20 protein-coding genes, 1 tRNA gene and 1 pseudogene are annotated in these 16558 nt (G+C 72.3%); 19 read left to right on the forward strand and 3 right to left on the reverse strand.

Annotated elements, in window-relative coordinates; translation table 11 throughout:
* Positions 1-12: 12 nt before the first annotated feature.
* Positions 13-88 (forward strand) — tRNA-Val (locus GQR91_RS06215).
* Between the two features lie 6 nt (positions 89-94).
* Here GQR91_RS06215 and GQR91_RS06220 read toward each other — a convergent pair.
* Together GQR91_RS06220 and GQR91_RS06225 are read right to left on the reverse strand one after the other, a co-directional pair.
* Entirely contained in the window at positions 95-871 is a 777-nt protein-coding gene (locus GQR91_RS06220) for a glutaminyl-peptide cyclotransferase (RefSeq protein WP_112383814.1), read from the reverse strand.
* Positions 868-1431, reverse strand: a complete 564-nt coding sequence (locus tag GQR91_RS06225; protein WP_149682782.1) for a helix-turn-helix domain-containing protein — start codon at positions 1429-1431, stop codon at positions 868-870. The genes GQR91_RS06220 and GQR91_RS06225 overlap by 4 nt, the downstream gene beginning before the upstream one ends.
* Positions 1432-1574: 143 nt before the next feature.
* Here GQR91_RS06225 and dapF point away from each other — a divergent pair, with 143 nt between their 5' ends.
* From dapF to GQR91_RS06240, 4 genes are all read left to right on the forward strand, one after another.
* Positions 1575-2516, forward strand: coding sequence for a diaminopimelate epimerase (gene dapF, locus GQR91_RS06230; protein ID WP_149682783.1), 942 nt, complete (start codon positions 1575-1577; stop codon positions 2514-2516).
* A 29-nt stretch (positions 2517-2545) separates the two neighbouring features.
* On the forward strand, positions 2546-3367 hold the full coding sequence (locus tag GQR91_RS06235; protein ID WP_235904074.1) for an oxygenase MpaB family protein: 822 nt from the start codon (positions 2546-2548) through the stop codon (positions 3365-3367).
* A 68-nt stretch (positions 3368-3435) separates the two neighbouring features.
* On the forward strand, positions 3436-4089 hold the full coding sequence (locus tag GQR91_RS19100) for a hypothetical protein (RefSeq protein WP_162527078.1): 654 nt from the start codon (positions 3436-3438) through the stop codon (positions 4087-4089).
* Positions 4061-4969 (forward strand): transporter, encoded by a 909-nt coding sequence (locus tag GQR91_RS06240; RefSeq protein ID WP_160146807.1) that lies wholly within the window; start codon positions 4061-4063, stop codon positions 4967-4969. The genes GQR91_RS19100 and GQR91_RS06240 overlap by 29 nt, the downstream gene beginning before the upstream one ends.
* Positions 4970-4976: 7 nt before the next feature.
* Here GQR91_RS06240 and GQR91_RS06245 read toward each other — a convergent pair whose 3' ends face one another.
* A complete protein-coding gene (locus GQR91_RS06245; RefSeq protein WP_149682787.1) occupies positions 4977-5645 on the reverse strand; it encodes a PAS domain-containing protein in 669 nt (222 codons plus the stop codon).
* Between the two features lie 182 nt (positions 5646-5827).
* On the opposite strand from GQR91_RS06245, the gene GQR91_RS06250 reads away from it, so the two are divergent.
* From GQR91_RS06250 to GQR91_RS06315, 14 genes and pseudogenes are all read left to right on the forward strand, one after another.
* Positions 5828-6367, forward strand: a complete 540-nt coding sequence (locus GQR91_RS06250; RefSeq protein ID WP_149682788.1) for a hypothetical protein — start codon at positions 5828-5830, stop codon at positions 6365-6367.
* Positions 6364-7674, forward strand: a complete 1311-nt coding sequence (locus tag GQR91_RS06255) for a DNA-packaging protein (protein ID WP_149682789.1) — start codon at positions 6364-6366, stop codon at positions 7672-7674. Before GQR91_RS06250 ends, GQR91_RS06255 begins: the two co-directional genes overlap by 4 nt.
* Positions 7675-7907: 233 nt before the next feature.
* Complete coding sequence (locus tag GQR91_RS06260) at positions 7908-9014, forward strand: phage portal protein (protein WP_149682790.1); 1107 nt, start codon at positions 7908-7910, stop codon at positions 9012-9014.
* Positions 9011-9394 carry an HK97 family phage prohead protease gene (locus GQR91_RS06265; RefSeq protein WP_174236647.1) on the forward strand — a complete coding sequence of 128 codons (384 nt, stop codon included), beginning with the start codon at positions 9011-9013 and terminating at the stop codon, positions 9392-9394. The genes GQR91_RS06260 and GQR91_RS06265 overlap by 4 nt, the downstream gene beginning before the upstream one ends.
* Positions 9394-10392 carry a phage major capsid protein gene (locus GQR91_RS06270; protein ID WP_149682837.1) on the forward strand — a complete coding sequence of 333 codons (999 nt, stop codon included), beginning with the start codon at positions 9394-9396 and terminating at the stop codon, positions 10390-10392. The genes GQR91_RS06265 and GQR91_RS06270 overlap by 1 nt, the downstream gene beginning before the upstream one ends.
* 195 nt (positions 10393-10587) lie before the next feature.
* A complete protein-coding gene (locus GQR91_RS06275; protein WP_235904075.1) occupies positions 10588-11061 on the forward strand; it encodes a hypothetical protein in 474 nt (157 codons plus the stop codon).
* A complete protein-coding gene (locus GQR91_RS06280) occupies positions 11058-11438 on the forward strand; it encodes a gp17 family tail completion protein (protein WP_149682791.1) in 381 nt (126 codons plus the stop codon). The genes GQR91_RS06275 and GQR91_RS06280 overlap by 4 nt, the downstream gene beginning before the upstream one ends.
* Before the next feature lie 12 nt (positions 11439-11450).
* Positions 11451-11858 carry a phage major tail protein, TP901-1 family gene (locus tag GQR91_RS06285; protein ID WP_149682792.1) on the forward strand — a complete coding sequence of 136 codons (408 nt, stop codon included), beginning with the start codon at positions 11451-11453 and terminating at the stop codon, positions 11856-11858.
* Positions 11855-12166 carry a gene transfer agent family protein gene (locus tag GQR91_RS06290; protein WP_149682793.1) on the forward strand — a complete coding sequence of 104 codons (312 nt, stop codon included), beginning with the start codon at positions 11855-11857 and terminating at the stop codon, positions 12164-12166. The genes GQR91_RS06285 and GQR91_RS06290 overlap by 4 nt, the downstream gene beginning before the upstream one ends.
* A 32-nt stretch (positions 12167-12198) precedes the next feature.
* Positions 12199-12354, forward strand: coding sequence for a phage tail assembly chaperone (locus tag GQR91_RS06295; RefSeq protein ID WP_149682840.1), 156 nt, complete (start codon positions 12199-12201; stop codon positions 12352-12354).
* On the forward strand, positions 12347-12901 hold the full coding sequence (locus GQR91_RS06300; RefSeq protein ID WP_160146808.1) for a tail tape measure protein: 555 nt from the start codon (positions 12347-12349) through the stop codon (positions 12899-12901). The genes GQR91_RS06295 and GQR91_RS06300 overlap by 8 nt, the downstream gene beginning before the upstream one ends.
* Positions 12902-13124: 223 nt before the next feature.
* The gene (locus GQR91_RS06305) at positions 13125-15395 is read left to right on the forward strand and encodes a DUF2460 domain-containing protein (RefSeq protein WP_149682794.1); all 2271 of its coding nucleotides are present in this window, start codon (positions 13125-13127) and stop codon (positions 15393-15395) included.
* Positions 15392-16195, forward strand: a complete 804-nt coding sequence (locus tag GQR91_RS06310) for a DUF2163 domain-containing protein (protein ID WP_149682795.1) — start codon at positions 15392-15394, stop codon at positions 16193-16195. The genes GQR91_RS06305 and GQR91_RS06310 overlap by 4 nt, the downstream gene beginning before the upstream one ends.
* Positions 16192-16551: pseudogene (locus tag GQR91_RS06315) on the forward strand (peptidoglycan endopeptidase); the annotation flags it as partial. The gene GQR91_RS06310 and the pseudogene GQR91_RS06315, both read left to right, overlap by 4 nt.
* Positions 16552-16558 lie beyond the last annotated feature (7 nt).

Raw genomic sequence — 16558 nt, forward strand, 5'->3', positions numbered from 1 at the left:
CATCCCCGACGGGGGCGCTTAGCTCAGCTGGTAGAGCGGCTCGTTTACACCGAGTAGGTCGGCGGTTCGAACCCGTCAGCGCCCACCATCCGCCCTATTTCGCGGGCAGCTTTATCTCAAACAACTGGGGCCAGTTCTTGCCGGTGACGTAGATGCGCCTGGCCTGACGGTCATAGGCGATGCCGTTCGCCACCGCGTCCGGATCGGTCGTGCCCGCTTTTGCGACCAGTTCGGCCAGGTCGAGCGCGCCCTTCACCTTGCCGGTGGTGGGATCGATGCGGACGATGAAGCGGGTCATCCAGACATTGGCCCAGATTTCCCCGTCGATATATTCCAGCTCGTTCAGGTTCTTGAGCGGGCGGCCATTGGCGGTGACATTGAGCGTGCGGGCGACGCGCATGGTGGCGGGATCGAGGAAGCGCAACGCAGGCGTGCCGTCCGACAGGATGATGTGGCGGCCGTCATCGGTCATCGCCCAGCCTTCGCCGGTATAGCGCCACTCGCCCGCGGCCTTCAGGTCGGGCAGCGACCAGCGAAAGCCACGGCCGCCATGCCAGGTGACGCTGAACAACTGGCGCTTCCACGCGACGATGCCTTCACCGAACAGGCCGGCCGGCACCTTCGCCTCGCGCAGGGTGCGGCCGGTGGCGAGATCGACCTGGCGGATGACGCTCTGCCCCTCGCGGCCGGTGCTTTCATAGAGGCGACCGCCGTCGAACAGCAGCCCTTCGGTGAAGGCGCCGGTGTCGTGCGGGTAGCTGCGGACGATTTCGGGCCGAACGACGGGGAGTTGCGCGGGCGCGGGTTGGGGCTGCGGGGCGGTCTGGAGGAGCGCAGCGGCGGCGGTGAGGAGGGTGAGGCGGGCGATCATAGCGTGCGGACCAGGCGGCAGACGCGGGCGATCCAGACGGGGTGGGGGAGGATGCGGGGGCCGCCGATGCGGTCGGGGGGCAGGACGGCGAGCGTGTCGGGGCCGGTGCCGAGGAGGCGGGCGAAGAGAAAGCGGCCGGCGGGCTGGGGCAGCAGGATGTCGCGGTTCAGCGCCTCGGCGAAGCGGTCCGGCCCCAGCGGTTCGCACCACAGCTCGTCGCCGGCGCGGTAGTCGCCGATGCTGGCCGAGACGGTGACCGCGACCATGCCGCCCGTCGGGCAGGGCGGCGAGACGGCGAGCGGGCGGCGGGGGGCGACCGCGCCGCGCGGGCCCAGCAGGGCGGCGACCGGCAGCGTTTCGCGCACCGGCAGCGACACCAGATCGGCGGCGGTGACGCCGAGCGCGGCGGCGATGCGGTTCAGCCAGTCGACCGAGACGGTGCGGGTGCCCATCTCCAGCCGGCCGATCGTCTGCGCGGTGGTCGGCGGCAGGCAGGCGCGCGCGACCTCGTCCAGCGTCAGACCCTTCGCGCGGCGAACCTCGCGGATTGCGGTAATCATGCCCTCTCCCCGGAACCTTGGGGGCCAAGCTGTCCTACAGAGGCGACGTTCTGGCAAGTCCCGCGACCGGACGCACGCTCTGGCGCCGCGGGCGGGCGTGGCGTAACGGCGGCGGACTGCCGCTGCCCCGAGGATCATGCCCCATGCGTTTCGCGATCACCAAATGCCACGGATCGGGCAATGATTTCCCGATGATCGATGCGCGCGACATCATGCTGTCCGACGGTGAATGGGCGGGCGTGGCGCGGGCGCTGGCGGACCGGGCGGGGCCGGTGGGGGGCGACGGGCTGCTGCTGCTGGTGGCGGGGGATGCGCACGCGGCGTTCGGCATGGTGATGCGCAATTCGGACGGCAGCGAGGCGGAGACGTGCCTGAACGGGGTGCGCTGCGTCGCGCGGGCGGGGTTCGAGGCGCTGGGGATCGCGGCGGCGACGGTGCGGCTGAAGACCTCGCGTGCGGAGGCCGAGCGGGTGAGCGCGCTGGCGCCGGGGGTGTATACGGTGCGCGAGCGGGCGGGGCCGGCGGGGCTGGACGTGGCGGCGTGGCCGATGGCGGTCGGGATGGAGCGGGTGGTGGACGCGCCCGTGCCGATGCTGCCGAGCACGCGGGCGTTCACCGCGGTGAGCATGCCCAATCCGCATCTGGTGACGTTCGTGGAGGCGGTGGACGAGGCGGAGCTGGTCGCGGTGGGGCACGCGTGCGAGGCGGCGCCGGACTGGCTGCCCAACCGGGCGAACGTCTCGTTCGTGGAGGTGCGGGGCGACGCGCTGTTCGTGCGGACGTTCGAGCGCGGCGTCGGCCTGACCGACAGTTGCGGCAGCGCGATGGCGGCGTCGACCTATGCGGCGTGCCTGACGGGGCGGATCGGCTGGGACCGGGAAACGGTGGTGTTCAACAAGGGCGGGCTGGTGCGCGCGGAGGCGGCGGCGGACGGCATGGTGACGCTGTCGGGCAACGCGACCTATGAATGGGCGGGATCGGTGGAGGTCGATCTGGCACGCGAGCGTGCCTTCGACCTGGTGATTGCGCAACGCTTTGACAAAGAATGCGATGCCTGGGAGGCGGCGAAGGCCCGAGCCTACTGAAGCGCCCACGCGCTTCCTATATCGGGGGCGTGTCGATACGCCTTGCCATTCGCGACCAGGTGCGCGGTCTTGTGGGTTCGGGCTCGGTGGACCTGTCGCGGCCGCCGGGGGATCCGGGGCTGTTCGGGCCGGGATCGGCGACCTGGACGGTGCACGGCGACTTTACCGCGATGATGGTGGGGGGCATCTGCTCGCTGCTGGTGCAGATGCTGCACCCCGCGGCGCTGGCAGGCGTGTGGGATCATTCCGACTTTCGCGGCAACATGGGCGGGCGGCTGAAGCGCACCGCGCAGTTCATCTCGGTCACCACCTTCGGATCGACCGCGGCGGCCGAGAGCGCGATCGCGCGGGTGCGGCGGGTGCACGAGCATGTCGCGGGCACGCTGCCCGACGGGACGGCGTACCGGGCGAGCGATCCCCGGCTGCTGACCTTCGTGCATGTCGCGGAGGTCGATTCGTTTCTGCGCGGATACCTGACCTATCGCGATCCGGCCTTTCCGGCGGCGCGGCAGGACCAGTATCTGTGCGAGATGGCGATGCTGGCGCGCGCGCTGGGCGCCGAGGACGTGCCGGAGGACCGGGCGGGCGTCGCCGCGTTCCTGGCGGCGATCCGGCCTGAGCTGCGCGTCGATGCGCGGACGCGGACGGTGGCGAAGTTCCTGCTCAACCAGCCTTCTCCCCATCCGTCGCTGGCACCGATGAACGCGATGATGATGGGGGCGGGCGCCGACCTGCTGCCGCCCTGGGCGGCGCGGTTGCACGGGCGGATGCCGGTGGGGCCCGGTCGGCCGATGGTGCGTGCGGGCACGATGGGGATGGGCGCGGTGCTGCGCTGGGCGTTGAAGGCCTGAATCCGGCGATTTCGTTGCTATCCCGAAGGTGGTGCCGCGTCGCGCGGGCGGCGGTGCGATGATGGGGCATGAGCGCCAGTCTTCAGCAGGATGACGACCGGGTCATCTATGCACTGATTCGATCGATGTACGATGCGGACGGGGCGGTCCCGTCGCGCCGCGAATGGGAAAGACTGCGCAGCGCCGTGCAGCGGCGGCGTATCCACTGGGGCGTGCGGATCGCGATCTGCGCCGGGGCGCTGGCGGTGACGGTGATTTCCACCGGGCGGCCTTCGCCGGCACCGGTGGCGCGCGCGCCGGTGGCGGTGGTGGCGGCACCGGTGGTGCCCGTGCCGATCCCGGCGGTGGTGTCGCCTGCGCCGGTGGCGGAGGCGCCGGTGCGGGTTGCGCGAGCCGATCCGGCGGCGGTGCGGCGGTGGCGGGCGCGGGTGAAGGCGTGGCGGGCGCGTGCCCGCGCGCGGCGTGCGCTGGCCGCGCAGGCCGCGGCGCCGGCAATCGAGGCGGTGGCGCCGGTGGCGGTGGCGGTGGCCGCCGCGACGCCGGCGGTGGTGGACAACAGGCGGCCGATGACGGTCGCGGCGGTGCGATCGACCCTGCCCGTGCAGGAGAGCGACCGGCCATCAGGGGAGGATAGCAGCCATGACGCGAACCGCGCGGCAACCGGGCCGGATGGCCGTGAAAAGGAAGCGCTGGATGCGATCCGCACGCTCAGGCTGCGCTGAAATGCGGATCGGCGTGCTGCTGGCCGCCGCGTCGCTGTACGCAGCGCCGGCGGCGGCACAAGAGGTCCTGCCCTATCCCGCGGTGCCGGAGGCGGACGATGGCGGGGGGATGGAGCCGCAGGTGCGGCCGATGCCGGAGACCCTGCGCCCGGCGGCGGGGACCGAGATCACGCTGGGCGCGGCGACCTGGGACGGGCGGTTCGGGGGCACGACGGGCAACACCATCTCCGCCGTGCTGCTCAATGTCCGCCAGCGGCTGGGGCCGCTGCGCATCGATGCCACGCTGCCCTGGATGCGCATCCGCAGCCAGTCGACGATCTTTACCGGGATCAACGGGACGCCGCTGGTGGTGGGACCGTCGATCCCGATGACGCGGCCGCGGCGGCAGGGCCTGGGCGACCTGACGCTGGGTGCATCCTGGCTGGCGGCGGCGCAGGACGCGGCGGGGCTGGACATCGACCTGTCGGCAAGGGTGAAGCTGCCCACGGCCGCGGATTCGACCCAGTTGTCGACGGGCAAGACCGATTATGCCTTTGGCGTGGAGGTGGCGCGAACGATGGGCGCAGTGACGCCGGTCGCACGGATCAACTACCGCGTGTTCGGCGACCCCACCGGCTGGACGATCCGCGACGGCATCGCGACCTCGGTCGGTGCGTCGGTGGCGCTGCCGGGGCAGGGCATCTTCCTGCTGTCCTATGACTATGCCGAGCGGACCAGCCGGTTCATCCGGCCGGCGCACGAGATCGTCGGCGGCGCCTCCGCACCGATCGGCAACCGGTTCCGGTTGACCGCCTATGCCAGTGGCGGCCTGTCGTCGGGGGCGGCGGCGTTTTCGACGGGGGTTTCGCTGACGCTGGCGCTGTCGAACGCCCGGCGGTGAAGAACGCTCAGGCCGGCGTCAGCGGCTCGGTGGGCGCGGCGAGGATGGTGGTCAACGTCGCCTCCGCCCATAGGGTCAGGCGGACCGGATCGTCGTTGCCGGCGGCGGGATGGACCAGCCCGGCATCGGCCAGCGCCCGCAGCCAGCGCAGCGTGACGACGGGCGTGTAATCCAGCCGCTCGGCGATCCGGGCAGGGGTGAGCGGCCGGTGGCCCCGATGAAAGAGCAGCAGCAGGATCTCCGCCGGGGCGCCGGAGAAATAGGGCGCGCCGAGCGCCATCCGCCCCGCCAGCAACATGCCGATCGCGCGCCCGGCGATCGCCCGGCTGTCCGCGAACACGGGTGGTGACGGCGCGACGCGGTGGGCGGTGCCGATCAACTGGCGCCCGCCAAGCCCGTCCGGCGCCATCGCGACATGCACCTGGACGCGAACATAGCTGTTGTCGGGCCGGCGATAGCGCTTGGTGATGCGAAACGCCTCGTTGCGGTCGTAGAGCCGGTCCAGCAGCGTGCGGTTGCCGGTGCGGTCGTCGGGATGCGTCAGGTCGAGCATCGACCGGCCGATCAGCGCCGAGCGCGGCCAGCCCATCAGCGCGACATAATGGTCGTCGACATTCGTGAACCGTTCGAACCGGTCGAGAACGCTGGATGCGACGACCTCCCCCTGGTTGTGCATGTGCCCCTGTTCTGCCCGTTGGCGATGATCCGCTGCCTAGCCGCCCGACCGGGCGGGGAAATATCATAGGTAAGTTTCGCTGGCTCTGTTTTTCACCGTTGCGGTTCGTTTGTTGGATACTTCCCCATGGATGTTGAGTACATAAGGGGAACATCGAGGCGGGGCGATGAGGGGGGCGGGAGATGGACGAGCTGATCGCGCGGAGGGACGGCACGCTGTTGCGACGCGCAGGCCCCAAGGGGGGCAGGACGGGCTGGACGAAGGCGAAGCGCAAACGCTTCCTGGATGTGCTGTCGGCGACGTGCAACCAGACCAGCGCGTTGAAGGCGGCGGGGGTGGCCAAGTCGACGCTGTACGCGCTGAAGCGGCGCGACGGGGAGTTTGCGCGCCTGTGCGGTGAAGCACTCGCCTTTGGCTATGACCAGTTGGAACAGGAGCTGGTGGCGCGCGCGCTGGGCCAGATGACGAGCGACCACAATCCGGAAGAGATCGGCGAGGGCGGCAGCGAGGGGAGCGCGCTGCCGGATTTCGACCCGGTGCTGGCGATGCAGGTGCTGAAGCTGCGCGACGGGCGGGGCGGTGCCGGGGTCGGTGCCGGTGCCGGTGCCGGGCGCAAAGGGGCGGCGCCGCCGTCGCAGCATGAGCATGACGTGATGCTGCTCAAGCGGATCGATGCGATCGCCCGGCGCGTGGAACGGGCGCAGGCAGGCGGGCGTGCATGAGCCGGGGGCAGGACTGGGTGCGGGCGGTGGCGGCGCTGCCCGTGGGCGAGCGGTGGCGCGAGATCCTGACGCTGCCGCCCGAACATCGTGCCGCGGTGCTGCGCGACTTCGCGGTGTGGGCGGAGCCGGGGCAGTTGCCGCCGCATGACGACTGGGCGGTGTGGCTGATGCGCGCCGGGCGCGGTTTCGGCAAGACGCGGGCGGGTGCGGAATGGGTGGTGCAGGTGGCGCGGGGCGACCCGGAGGCGCGGATCGCGCTGGTCGGCGGCACCATGGCGGATGTGGAGCGGGTGATGATCGGCGGCGAAAGCGGCCTGCTGGCCTGTGCGCGCAGTGCCGATGGCGCGGTGTGGAAGCGCAGCGAACAGGCGGTGCACTTTGCCAGCGGGGCGGTCGCCTATGGCTATTCGGCGGAAGCGCCCGAGGGGCTGCGCGGGCCGCAGCATCATGCGGCGTGGTGCGACGAACTGGGCAAGTGGCGGAGCGGCGACGTGGCGTGGGACAATCTGGTGATGGGCATGCGGCTGGGCGAGCGGCCGCGGCTGGTGGTGACGACGACGCCGCGGCCGACCGTGCTGATGCGCCGGGTGATGGCCTTGCCGCAATTGGTCGAGACGCACGGCACGACGCGGGACAATCCGTATCTGCCGGACAGTTACCGGGCGATGATGGAGGCGTCCTACGCCGGCACGCGGCTGGGCCGGCAGGAGCTGGACGGCGAGATGGTCGAGGAGGTGGAGGGCGCGCTGTGGAGCCGGGCGCTGCTCGATCGGCAGCGGGTGGCGGTGGCGCCGGAGCTGGTGCGCGTGGTGGTCGGCGTCGATCCGCCGGCCGGAATCGGCGGCGATGCGTGCGGGATCGTCGCGGTCGGGCTGGGGCGGGACGGACACGGCTATGTGCTGGCGGATGCGAGCGTTGTCGGTGCCTCGCCCGATGGCTGGGCACGGGCGGTGGCGGCGTGCGCGGAGCGGGTGGGCGCGGACCGGGTGGTGGCGGAGGCGAACCAGGGCGGCGCGATGGTGGAAAGCGTGCTGCGCGCCTGCGAGGCGACGCTGCCGGTGAAGCTGGTCCATGCCCGCCACGGCAAGGCGGCACGGGCGGAGCCGGTGGCGGCGCTGTTCGAGGCGGGGCGGGCGTTTCATGTCGGGGCGCTGGATGCGCTGGAGGATGAACTCTGCGGGCTGCTGGCGGCGGGGGGCTATGCCGGGCCGGGACGCTCGCCGGACCGGGCGGACGCGATGGTGTGGGCGATGACCGAGGTGATGCTGCGCGGGCGTGGGGGCATGCCCGGGGTGCGGGTGGTTTGAGCGTAACGCCCTCTCCCCTGCGGGGAGAGGGAGGGGCCCGTCGCGAAGCGATGGGAGGGTGAGGGGGTGCCAAGCAGGGGTGGCGTTTGGGGCGGCCCCTCACCCTCCCCACGGCTTGCGCCGCGGGGCCCCTCCAGCATCAGGTCGCCCATGCCCCCGGCATGGGCTGAACAGCGCGGGGCGCTGTTCACCTGATGCTCCCCGGAGTGGCGAGGGAGAGAAAGGAGATACACATGCGGATATTCAGGCGCCGGCAGGCGGACGGAGCTGCGCGGCCTTTGCTGGGGCAGGGGTGGGCGCGGTCGGGGGTGCCGATCACGGGGGGCGGGGCGCCGTCCTATGAAACGCAGGTGCGCGAGGGCTATGCGCGCAATGCGGTGGCGCAGCGGGCGGTGAAGCTGGTCGCGGGCGGGGTGGCGGATGTGCCGCTGGTCGCGGGCGATCCGGCGCTGCTGACATTGATCCAGGCGCGCAGTGCGGGACAGTCGCTGCTAGAGACGGTGGCGGCGCAGATGCTGCTGCATGGCAATGCCTATGTGCAGATCCTGCGCGACGGCGAGGGCAATGCGGCGGAACTCTATGCGCTCCGGCCCGAGCGGGTGAGCGTGGAGGCGGATGCGGGCGGATGGCCGGCGGCGTACACCTACCGCGTGGGGACGCGCAGCCACCGGCTGGGGGCGGACCCGGTGCGGCCGCATGTCATCCACCTGAAGGCGTTCCATCCGCTGGACGATCATTACGGGCTGGGCTGTCTGGGCGCGGCGGCGGGCGCGATCGGCATCCACAATGCGGCCGCCGCCTGGAACCGGGCGCTGCTGGACAATGCGGCGCGGCCGTCGGGTGCGCTGGTCTATGATCCGGGTGACGGATCGGTGCTGAGCGCGGAGCAGTTCGAGCGGTTGCGCGCCGAGATGGACGGCTTTGCCGGGGCGGGCAATGCCGGGCGGCCGATGCTGCTGGAGGGCGGGCTGAAATGGCAGGCGATGAGCCTGTCGCCCGCCGACATGGATTTCGTCGGCTGCAAGGCGGCGGCGGCGCGCGAGATCGCGCTGGCCTTTGGCGTGCCGCCGATGCTGCTCGGGCTGCCCGGCGACAATGCCTATGCCAATTACCGGGAGGCCAATCGCGCGCTGTTCCGCCTGGCGGTGCTGCCGCTGGCGACGGCGATCCTGTCCGGCCTGTCGCAAGGGTTGGCGGGATGGTTCGCGGATGCCGCGCTGGCGGTCGACCTGAACCGTGTGACCGCGCTGGCCGAGGAGCGGCAGGCGCTGTGGGCGAGCGTGTCGGCGGCCGATTTCCTGAGCGCGGAGGAGAAGCGGCATCTGGTGGGGCTGGCATGACGCTGGCGTTCGCGGGCTATGCGGCGGTGTGGGACCGGGTGGACCGCGCGGGCGACGTGATGCGGCGCGGCGCCTTTGCCGGGGCGGGGCCGGTGCCCTTGCTGTGGCAGCACCGGGGCCACGCGGTCGGGCGGATCGACGGGCTGCGCGAGGATGCGACCGGGCTGTGGGCCTGGGGGCGGATCGACGATCCGGCGCTGGCGCCGCTGGTGCGCAGCGGGACGGTGGCGGGACTGTCGGTGGGATACCGGCCCGGGCAGGTGATGCAGGGCGCGCGGCGCGCGATCCTGGCGGCGACCCTGGTCGAGGTGAGCGTGGTCGCGGTGCCGATGCAGCCGCTGGCGCGGATTTGCGAAGTTTCTTGTGGGGGAGTGGAATGATGGACGTGATCGAACGGCCGGTGCTGGACGGGGCGAGCGCCAAGCGGGACGGCGCCTTTGCCGGCTTCGTGCGGACGGGGGCGACGGTGGAACTGAAGGCGTTCACCGGCACGACCGGCGATGCGGGCGGCTATGCCGTGCCGCGCGAGATCGATGCGACGATCGATGCGGTGCTGAAAAGCGCCTCGCCGATCCGGGGCATCGCCAATGTGGTGAAGGTGGGGTCGGCCGGGTATCGCAAGCTGGTGACGACGGGCGGCACGCCGTCCGGCTGGGCGGGCGAGACGCAAGCGCGGCCGGAGACGGGCACGCCCGTCTTTGCCGAGATCGCACCGCCGATGGGCGAACTGTTCGCCAATCCGTCGGCCAGCCAGGCGATGCTGGACGATGCCGCCTTCGACGTGGAGGACTGGCTGGCGAGCGAGATCGCCGCGGAGTTCGCGCGCGCCGAGGGGGCGGCGTTCGTGGACGGCGACGGGGTAAACCGGCCGCGCGGCTTCCTGCGCGCGCCGATCGCGGCGACGGGCGATGCGGCGCGGCCGTTCGGGACGCTGCAATATCTGGCCAGCGGCACGGCGGGCAATTTCGGGGCGGATGCGGGCGAGCGCCTGATCGATCTGGTGCAGATGCTGCGTGCGCCGTACCGGCAGGGGGCGTGCTTCGTGATGAACGCGGCGACGGTGGCGCGCATCCGCAAGCTGAAGACGCTGGACGGCCGCTTTCTGTGGGCGCCCGGGCTGGTCGCGGGTCAGCCGGCGACGCTGCTGGGCTATCCGGTGGTGGAAGCCGAGGACATGCCCGACATCGCCGCCGATGCCCCGGCGATCGCGTTCGGCAATTTCCGGGCGGGCTATCTGGTGGCGGAACGATCCGAAACCGCGATCCTGCGCGATCCGTACACGAACAAGCCGTTCGTGACCTTTTACGCGACCAAGCGGGTCGGCGGATGCGTGAGCGATTCCCAGGCGATCAAGCTGATGCGCTTCTCGGCGAACTGAGCCGGGAAAAGGCGGGGCAGCCGACAAGGGGCTGCCCCGTAGTTCAGGGAGGAAGCCGAACCACACAGGGGGGAGGTGGAACGGCTGGGCCGATGTCCGAGGGGGTCGGGCAGCGGCCGACTCACCCTTTGGCGGTAAACTGTGACGCCCATGTGTCGCTGTGTTGCCGCCATGTTTCCGGAAGGATGAAAAATAATGATCCAGGGACTGGCGGCGTTGCCGGCGGCGGCGGTGGCCGCGGCGGCCGGCGCGGTGGCGGAGCGCGTCCACCGCGACGCCGTGGAGCCGGCGATCGCGGCGGCGGCGGTGACGGCCGCGGAGGATTTCTGCGGCCGCGTGCTGATCGCGCGCGATGCGGTGCAGGTGGTGGAGGCGGGCGGCGGCTGGCAGGCGCTGGTCCACGGACCGGTGCGTGGCATCGCGGGCACGCATCCCGTCGACATCGATGCCGGCGGCACCGGCTGGGTGCGTGTGGGGGCGCGCACCACCGTGCGGTACCAGGCGGGGCTGGCGGAGGACTGGGCCGCGCTGCCGCCCGGCATCGTGCAGGGGATCGCGCTGTTCGGCGCGGTTCTGGCGACCGACGGGGCCGATGCGCCGCTGCCCGCCGGCGTGACGGCCCTGTGGCGGCCGTGGCGGCGGGTGCGGATCGGAGCGCACCGCGCATGAGCGCGCGGGAAGCGGTGGGGCGCGGCGTGCTGGCGGCGTTGCAGGGGATGGCGGGATGCCCCGTATTCGATGCGGCACCGGCACGCGCGCGCGTCCCGTTTGGGGTGGTGAGCGAGCCGGTGCTGCTGCCCTGGCCGGCGAGCGGCGTGGAGGGGTGGGAAGCGCGCGTGACGCTGGTGCTGAGCGACGAGGGCGAGCGGCCGGTGCGGCTGCGCACCCTGGCGGCGGCGGCGGAGGGAGTGGCGCTGCCGAGCGTGATCGAGGGGTGGCGGGTCGCGGGATGGCGGCTGGTGCGCAGCCGCATGGTGCGGGGAAGCGCCGGGCGCTGGACGGCGACGCTGGAATGGGTGGCGCGGGTGTTCCGCGCCGAAGGCTAGGAGGAGAGGGGCATGGGAATCGAGAAGGGCAGCGCGTTCCTGTTGAAGGTGGGCGACGGGGCGACGCCGCCGGCCTTTGCGACGGTGGCGGGGCTGCGCACGACGCAGCTGAGCGTCAATGGCGAGGCGGTGGTGGTCACCAGCAAGGATTCGGGCGGCTGGCGCGAACTGCTGTCGGGCGCGGGCGTACGGCATGTCAGTGTGGCGGGCGCGGGCGTGTTCACCGGATCGGCGGCGGAGGCGCGGCTGCGCGGCCATGCGCTGGCCGGCACGATCGACACCTATCGGCTGAGTTTCGAGGGGGGCGAGACGATGACCGGGCGGTTCCTGGTGACGCGGCTGGACTATGCCGGCGATTTCAACGGCGAGCGGTCCTACACGGTGGCGCTGGAAAGCTCCGGCACGGTGGTGTCGGCATGAGCGGGGCAAATCCGATACGGGGCGAAGCCGCTTTGCGGGTCGGCGGGGCCGAGCTGGTGTTGCGGCCATCCTTCCAGGCGCTGGTCGCAGCGGAGGGCGAGTTGGGATCGCTGTTCGCGCTGGTCGAGAAGGCGGCGGAGGGCGGGCTGTCGCTGGGCGAGATCGCCGGGCTGTTCTGGCACTGCCTGCGCGAGGTGCCCGAGGGCGTGACGCGCGAGCGGCTGGGCGAGGCACTGGTCGAACTGGGGCTGGCGGCGGTGGCGCCGATCCTGAAGCGGCTGCTGACGCAGATTCTGGGCGGGCGGTGAGTTTCGCCGAGCGGGCGGGGCGGCTGGCGGGAATGGCGGGGGCGGTGCTGGGCTGGCCGCCCGACCGCTTCTGGGCGGCGACGCCGGCAGAACTGGCGGCGGTGGTGCGCGCGGTGACCGGCGAGGCGGAGGCGCCGGTCGATGCCGCGACGCTGGGACGGATGCGGGAGGCATGTCCGGATGGATGAGTTCGACGAGATGACGGCGCGGGTGCGGCTGGACCGCCGCGCCTTTGCCGAGGAGGTCGCGGTGATGCGGCGCGAACTGGCGGATGGGCTGGGTGATGGCGCGGAGCGGGGTGCGCGGGTGGTGGAGGCGGCGCTGCTGCGCGCGGTGCGGACCGGCAGCTTCGGGTTCGAGGAGCTGAAGGCGACCGCGCTGTCCGCGCTGGATGCGATCGCGGCGGCGGCGGTGAAGGCGGGGGTCGATGCGATCGGGGCCGGTGCGGGCGGCGGCGGGTTGCTGGCCGGGTTGGGGGCGCTGGTACGCGGCCTGCCGGGGCGGGCGACCGGTGGGCCGGTGACGGCGGGGCGCGGCTATCTGGTGGGCGAGCGCGGGCCGGAACTGTTCGTGCCGACGGGGCAGGGGCGGGTGGAGCCTTTGGCCGCGGGCGGGGTGCGCGAGGTGCGGGTGGCGATCAGCGTGCAGGCGGCGGCGGGGGAAGCGCCGGCGGCGCTGGCGCGGTCCGGGCGGCAGGTGGCGCGGGCGGTTCGGGCGGCGCTTGCTGAGGATTGAATGGCGTTGCGTTTGGGGCGGCCCCTCACCCTCCCATCGCTGGCGCGATGGGCCCCTCCAGCATCGGGTGAACAGCGCCCCGCGCTGTTCAGTCCATGCCGGGGGCATGGACGACCCGATGCTCCCCGGAGGGGAGAGGGGTTTGGTGGTGCCCTCTCCCCTCCGGGGAGAGGGTTGGGTGAGGGGTCGCCAAGCAGAGCTGCGCTTTCGTTAGGGGGATATCATGGGCTGGAATCTGTGCAGCGCCCGTGTCGGGCAGCGAAGCGACGTGATCTCGCGGTTCGATCCGCGGTTCTGGACGGTGAATTTCCCGCGGCCGATGATGGCGTCGGTGGTGACGACCGCACCCGATGCACTGCGGGTGGATGCGGTGTTCTACAAGGCGGACGATCTGGCCGGGTTGATCTGGGAAGCGCAGGACCGCTTCGATCATCCGCTGCTCGCCTATGAGACGGCGCGGGATTTTCGCGGGTGCCGGTTGTCGTTCCGGTGGCGGTCGGGGGGCGTGCGGGCGCTGGATGCGGTGAACGGTCCGGTACTGACCATCGAGGGGCGCGATGCGGCGGGCCGGGCGCGGGCCTGGTATGTGCGGTTGTGGAACTATGCGGTGGGGACGCGCGAGGACGCGGTCGTGTCGATCGACTTCGCCCGCGTCGATGGTGGGTTCCTGTTGCCGGGCGAGGCGGACCCGGTGTGGGCGGGCGATGTCGACCGGATGTTCGTGTCGCTGGTCGCGCCGGGCTATACGGGGGCGGATGCGCCGCTGACCGTGCCGGCCGAGGGATGGGTGGAGCTGACCGGCATCGCCTGTGAGGGGCCGGGTGCGGTGATCGCGATCGGCGATGCGGTGCTGCCCGAACATGATCGCCGCATCGCCAGCGGCTATGACGACAGCTACAATCTGACGCCGGCACGGCTGCTGCGCAATGCGCTGCACCTGGGGTATCGCGGGGCGATCACCCATTATGTTGGCATGAGCCATTATTTCCGGCTGGAGGCGCTGGGCGGGGGATTTTACGCCAGTCTGGCGGGTGGCGTGCTGAACGCGCCCTGCGTTGCATGGCACCGGGCGTTCGCCACCCAGGCGCGGGCGCTGGGATACGGCATCATCTGGTCGCTGTCCTACGAACTGTTCGATGCGCATTGCTGGAACGACTGGAAACAGCGCGCGAGCGACGGCAGCCCGGCGCTGACCGGATGGGTGCCGCCATCGACGCTGCTGAGCCCGGCGCATGACGGGGCGATGGGGTATCTGCGGGCGGTGGCGGCGGCGTTTCTGGCGATCGGCACGGCCGCCGGGCTGGCCCCACGGTTCCAGGTGGGGGAGCCGTGGTGGTGGGTGCAGCCCGACGGCGCGCGGCCGTGCCTGTATGACGCGGCCGCCATGGCGGCGTTCGCGCCGGTGGCGATGGACAGCATCCGGGGCGCCAAGACCGAGGCGCAGAAGGCGACGCTGGACCGGGCGGGGGCGTGCCTTGCCGCCTCCACCGCAGCGCTGTGCGCGGCGGCCCGGGGCGCGGCGCCGGGGTGCGAGACGCTGCTCCTCACCTATCTGCCCACCGTGCTGGATGCCGCCGCGCCCGAGGCCAAGCGCGCGAACATGCCGGTGGGCTGGGCGAGCCCGGCATTCGATGTGCTGCAACTGGAGGATTATGACTGGGTGACGGAGGGGGACAGCGCCTCCACCCGTGCCGGGATCGCGCTGGCGGAGGCGCGCCTCGGCTATCCGGCAGAGCGGCAGCATTACCTGTCGGGCTTCGTGCTGCGGCCGGACCAGCGCGCGCAATGGGGATTGATCGATGCCGCGGCGCAGGCCGCGCGGGCGCGCGGCGTGGCGGACGTGGTGCTGTGGGCGCTGCCGCAGGTGATGCGCGACGGCTTCGTACACTGGAAAGGGGAGGACGGGGTGGAGGCGTTCGACGACGTGATGTTCCCGCTGGCGCTGGGGCGCGATGCGGAGGTGTCGCCCGGCTTCTCGACATCGGTCGTGACCAGTGCGGGCGGGCACGAGACGCGCAATGCCGCCTGGGCGGAGGCGCGGACGCAGTATGATGTCGGGCCGGGGGTGCGATCGGAAGCGGACATCGCCGCGTTGCTGGCGTTCTTTCGCGCAAGGCTGGGCCCGGCGCGCGGGTTCCGCTTGCGCGATCCCTTCGACCATGACGCGGTGGGAGTGACGATCGGCACCGGCGACGGGCGTACCCGGCGCTTCGCGCTGGTCAAGGCTTACGGCGGGCAGCAGCGGCGCATCACCCGGCCGGTGGCGGGCACCGTGTCGGTCAGCGTCGACGGCCGCGCGGTGGCGGGGTTCGCGCTGGAGCCGGGCGGCTGGGTGGTGCTGGACACCGCGCCGGTGGCGGGCGTGCGGGTGCGCGCCAGCTTCACCTTCGACGTGCCCGTGCGCTTTGCCGAGGACAGGCTGAGCGTGACGCGGGCGACCTTTCTGGCGGGGGCGGCGGCGGCGGTGCCGCTGGTCGAGGTGCGCGAGGCATGAGCGGCGACCGGGTGGTGACGCGCGTGCTGTGCTGGCGGCTGGAGCGACGCGACGGGGTGACGATCGGGCTGACCGCGCATGACCGCGACCTGGTGCTGGACGACCTGATCTATCGCGCCGCGCCGGGACTGGTGCCCTCCGCGATCGTACGCGGCGATACGCTGGAGCCGGAGAGCATGGAGGCGAGGGGCGCGCTGACCAGCGATGCGATCACCGAGCGCGATTTGCTGGCCGGCCGCTGGGAGGGGGCGCGGGTGGTGGCGTTCGCGGCGGACTGGACGGGCGAGGGCGCAGCCGTGCCGCTGGGCGAGGGGCGGATCGGCGCGGTGTCGCTGGAGGATGGCGGGTTCGGTGCGGAACTGCGCGCGGCGAGCGTGGTGCTGGAGCGGGCGGTGGTCGAGGAAACCTCGCCCGAATGCCGGGCGGAGCTGGGCGATGCGCGGTGCCGGGTGGCGATGGCGGGGCGGCGGCGCTTCGCAACGGTGACGGCGGCGGAGGGCGCGCGGGTGACGGTGGATGCGGTCGAGCCGGTGGCGGACGGCTGGGGCGGCGGGCGGCTGCGCTGGTTCGGCGGAGACAATGCCGGGCTGGAGGCGGCGGTGGCGCGGTCCGCGGGCGATACGCTGTGGCTGCGTGGCGCCCCGGCGTTCGCGGTGGTGCCGGGTGCGCTGGTGGAACTGGTGGAGGGGTGTGACAAGTCGCTGGCCACCTGTGCCGGGCGGTTCGGCAATGCCGTGAACTTTCGCGGTGAGCCGTTCCTGCCGGGGATCGACCTGCTGACCCGGTATCCCGGCGCATGAGCGGGGTGGCGGCGGCGGCGCGGGCGCTGGTGGGCGTGCGGTTCCGGCTGCACGGGCGCGATCCGGCGGATGGGCTGGACTGTGTAGGCGTGGTGGCGTGCGCGACCGGGCTGGCGGTGCCGACGGGCTACGCGTTGCGCGGCGGCGTCGCGGCGCGGGCGACCCGCTGGCTGGATGCGCATCTGGTGCGCAGCGACGATGACGGGCCGGGCGAGGTGCTGCTGCTGCGCGCCGGGCCCGGGCAGTTGCATCTGGCGGTGCGGGTGCCGGACGGCATCGTCCACGGCGATGCGGGGCTGCGGCGGGTGGTGGAGCGGCCGGGGCCGGTGCCGTGGCCGATACTGGGTGGATGGCGCGTTCGGG

Origin of the sequence: Sphingomonas carotinifaciens (genome assembly GCF_009789535.1) — a bacterium.
GTDB classification, from domain to species: domain Bacteria; phylum Pseudomonadota; class Alphaproteobacteria; order Sphingomonadales; family Sphingomonadaceae; genus Sphingomonas; species Sphingomonas carotinifaciens.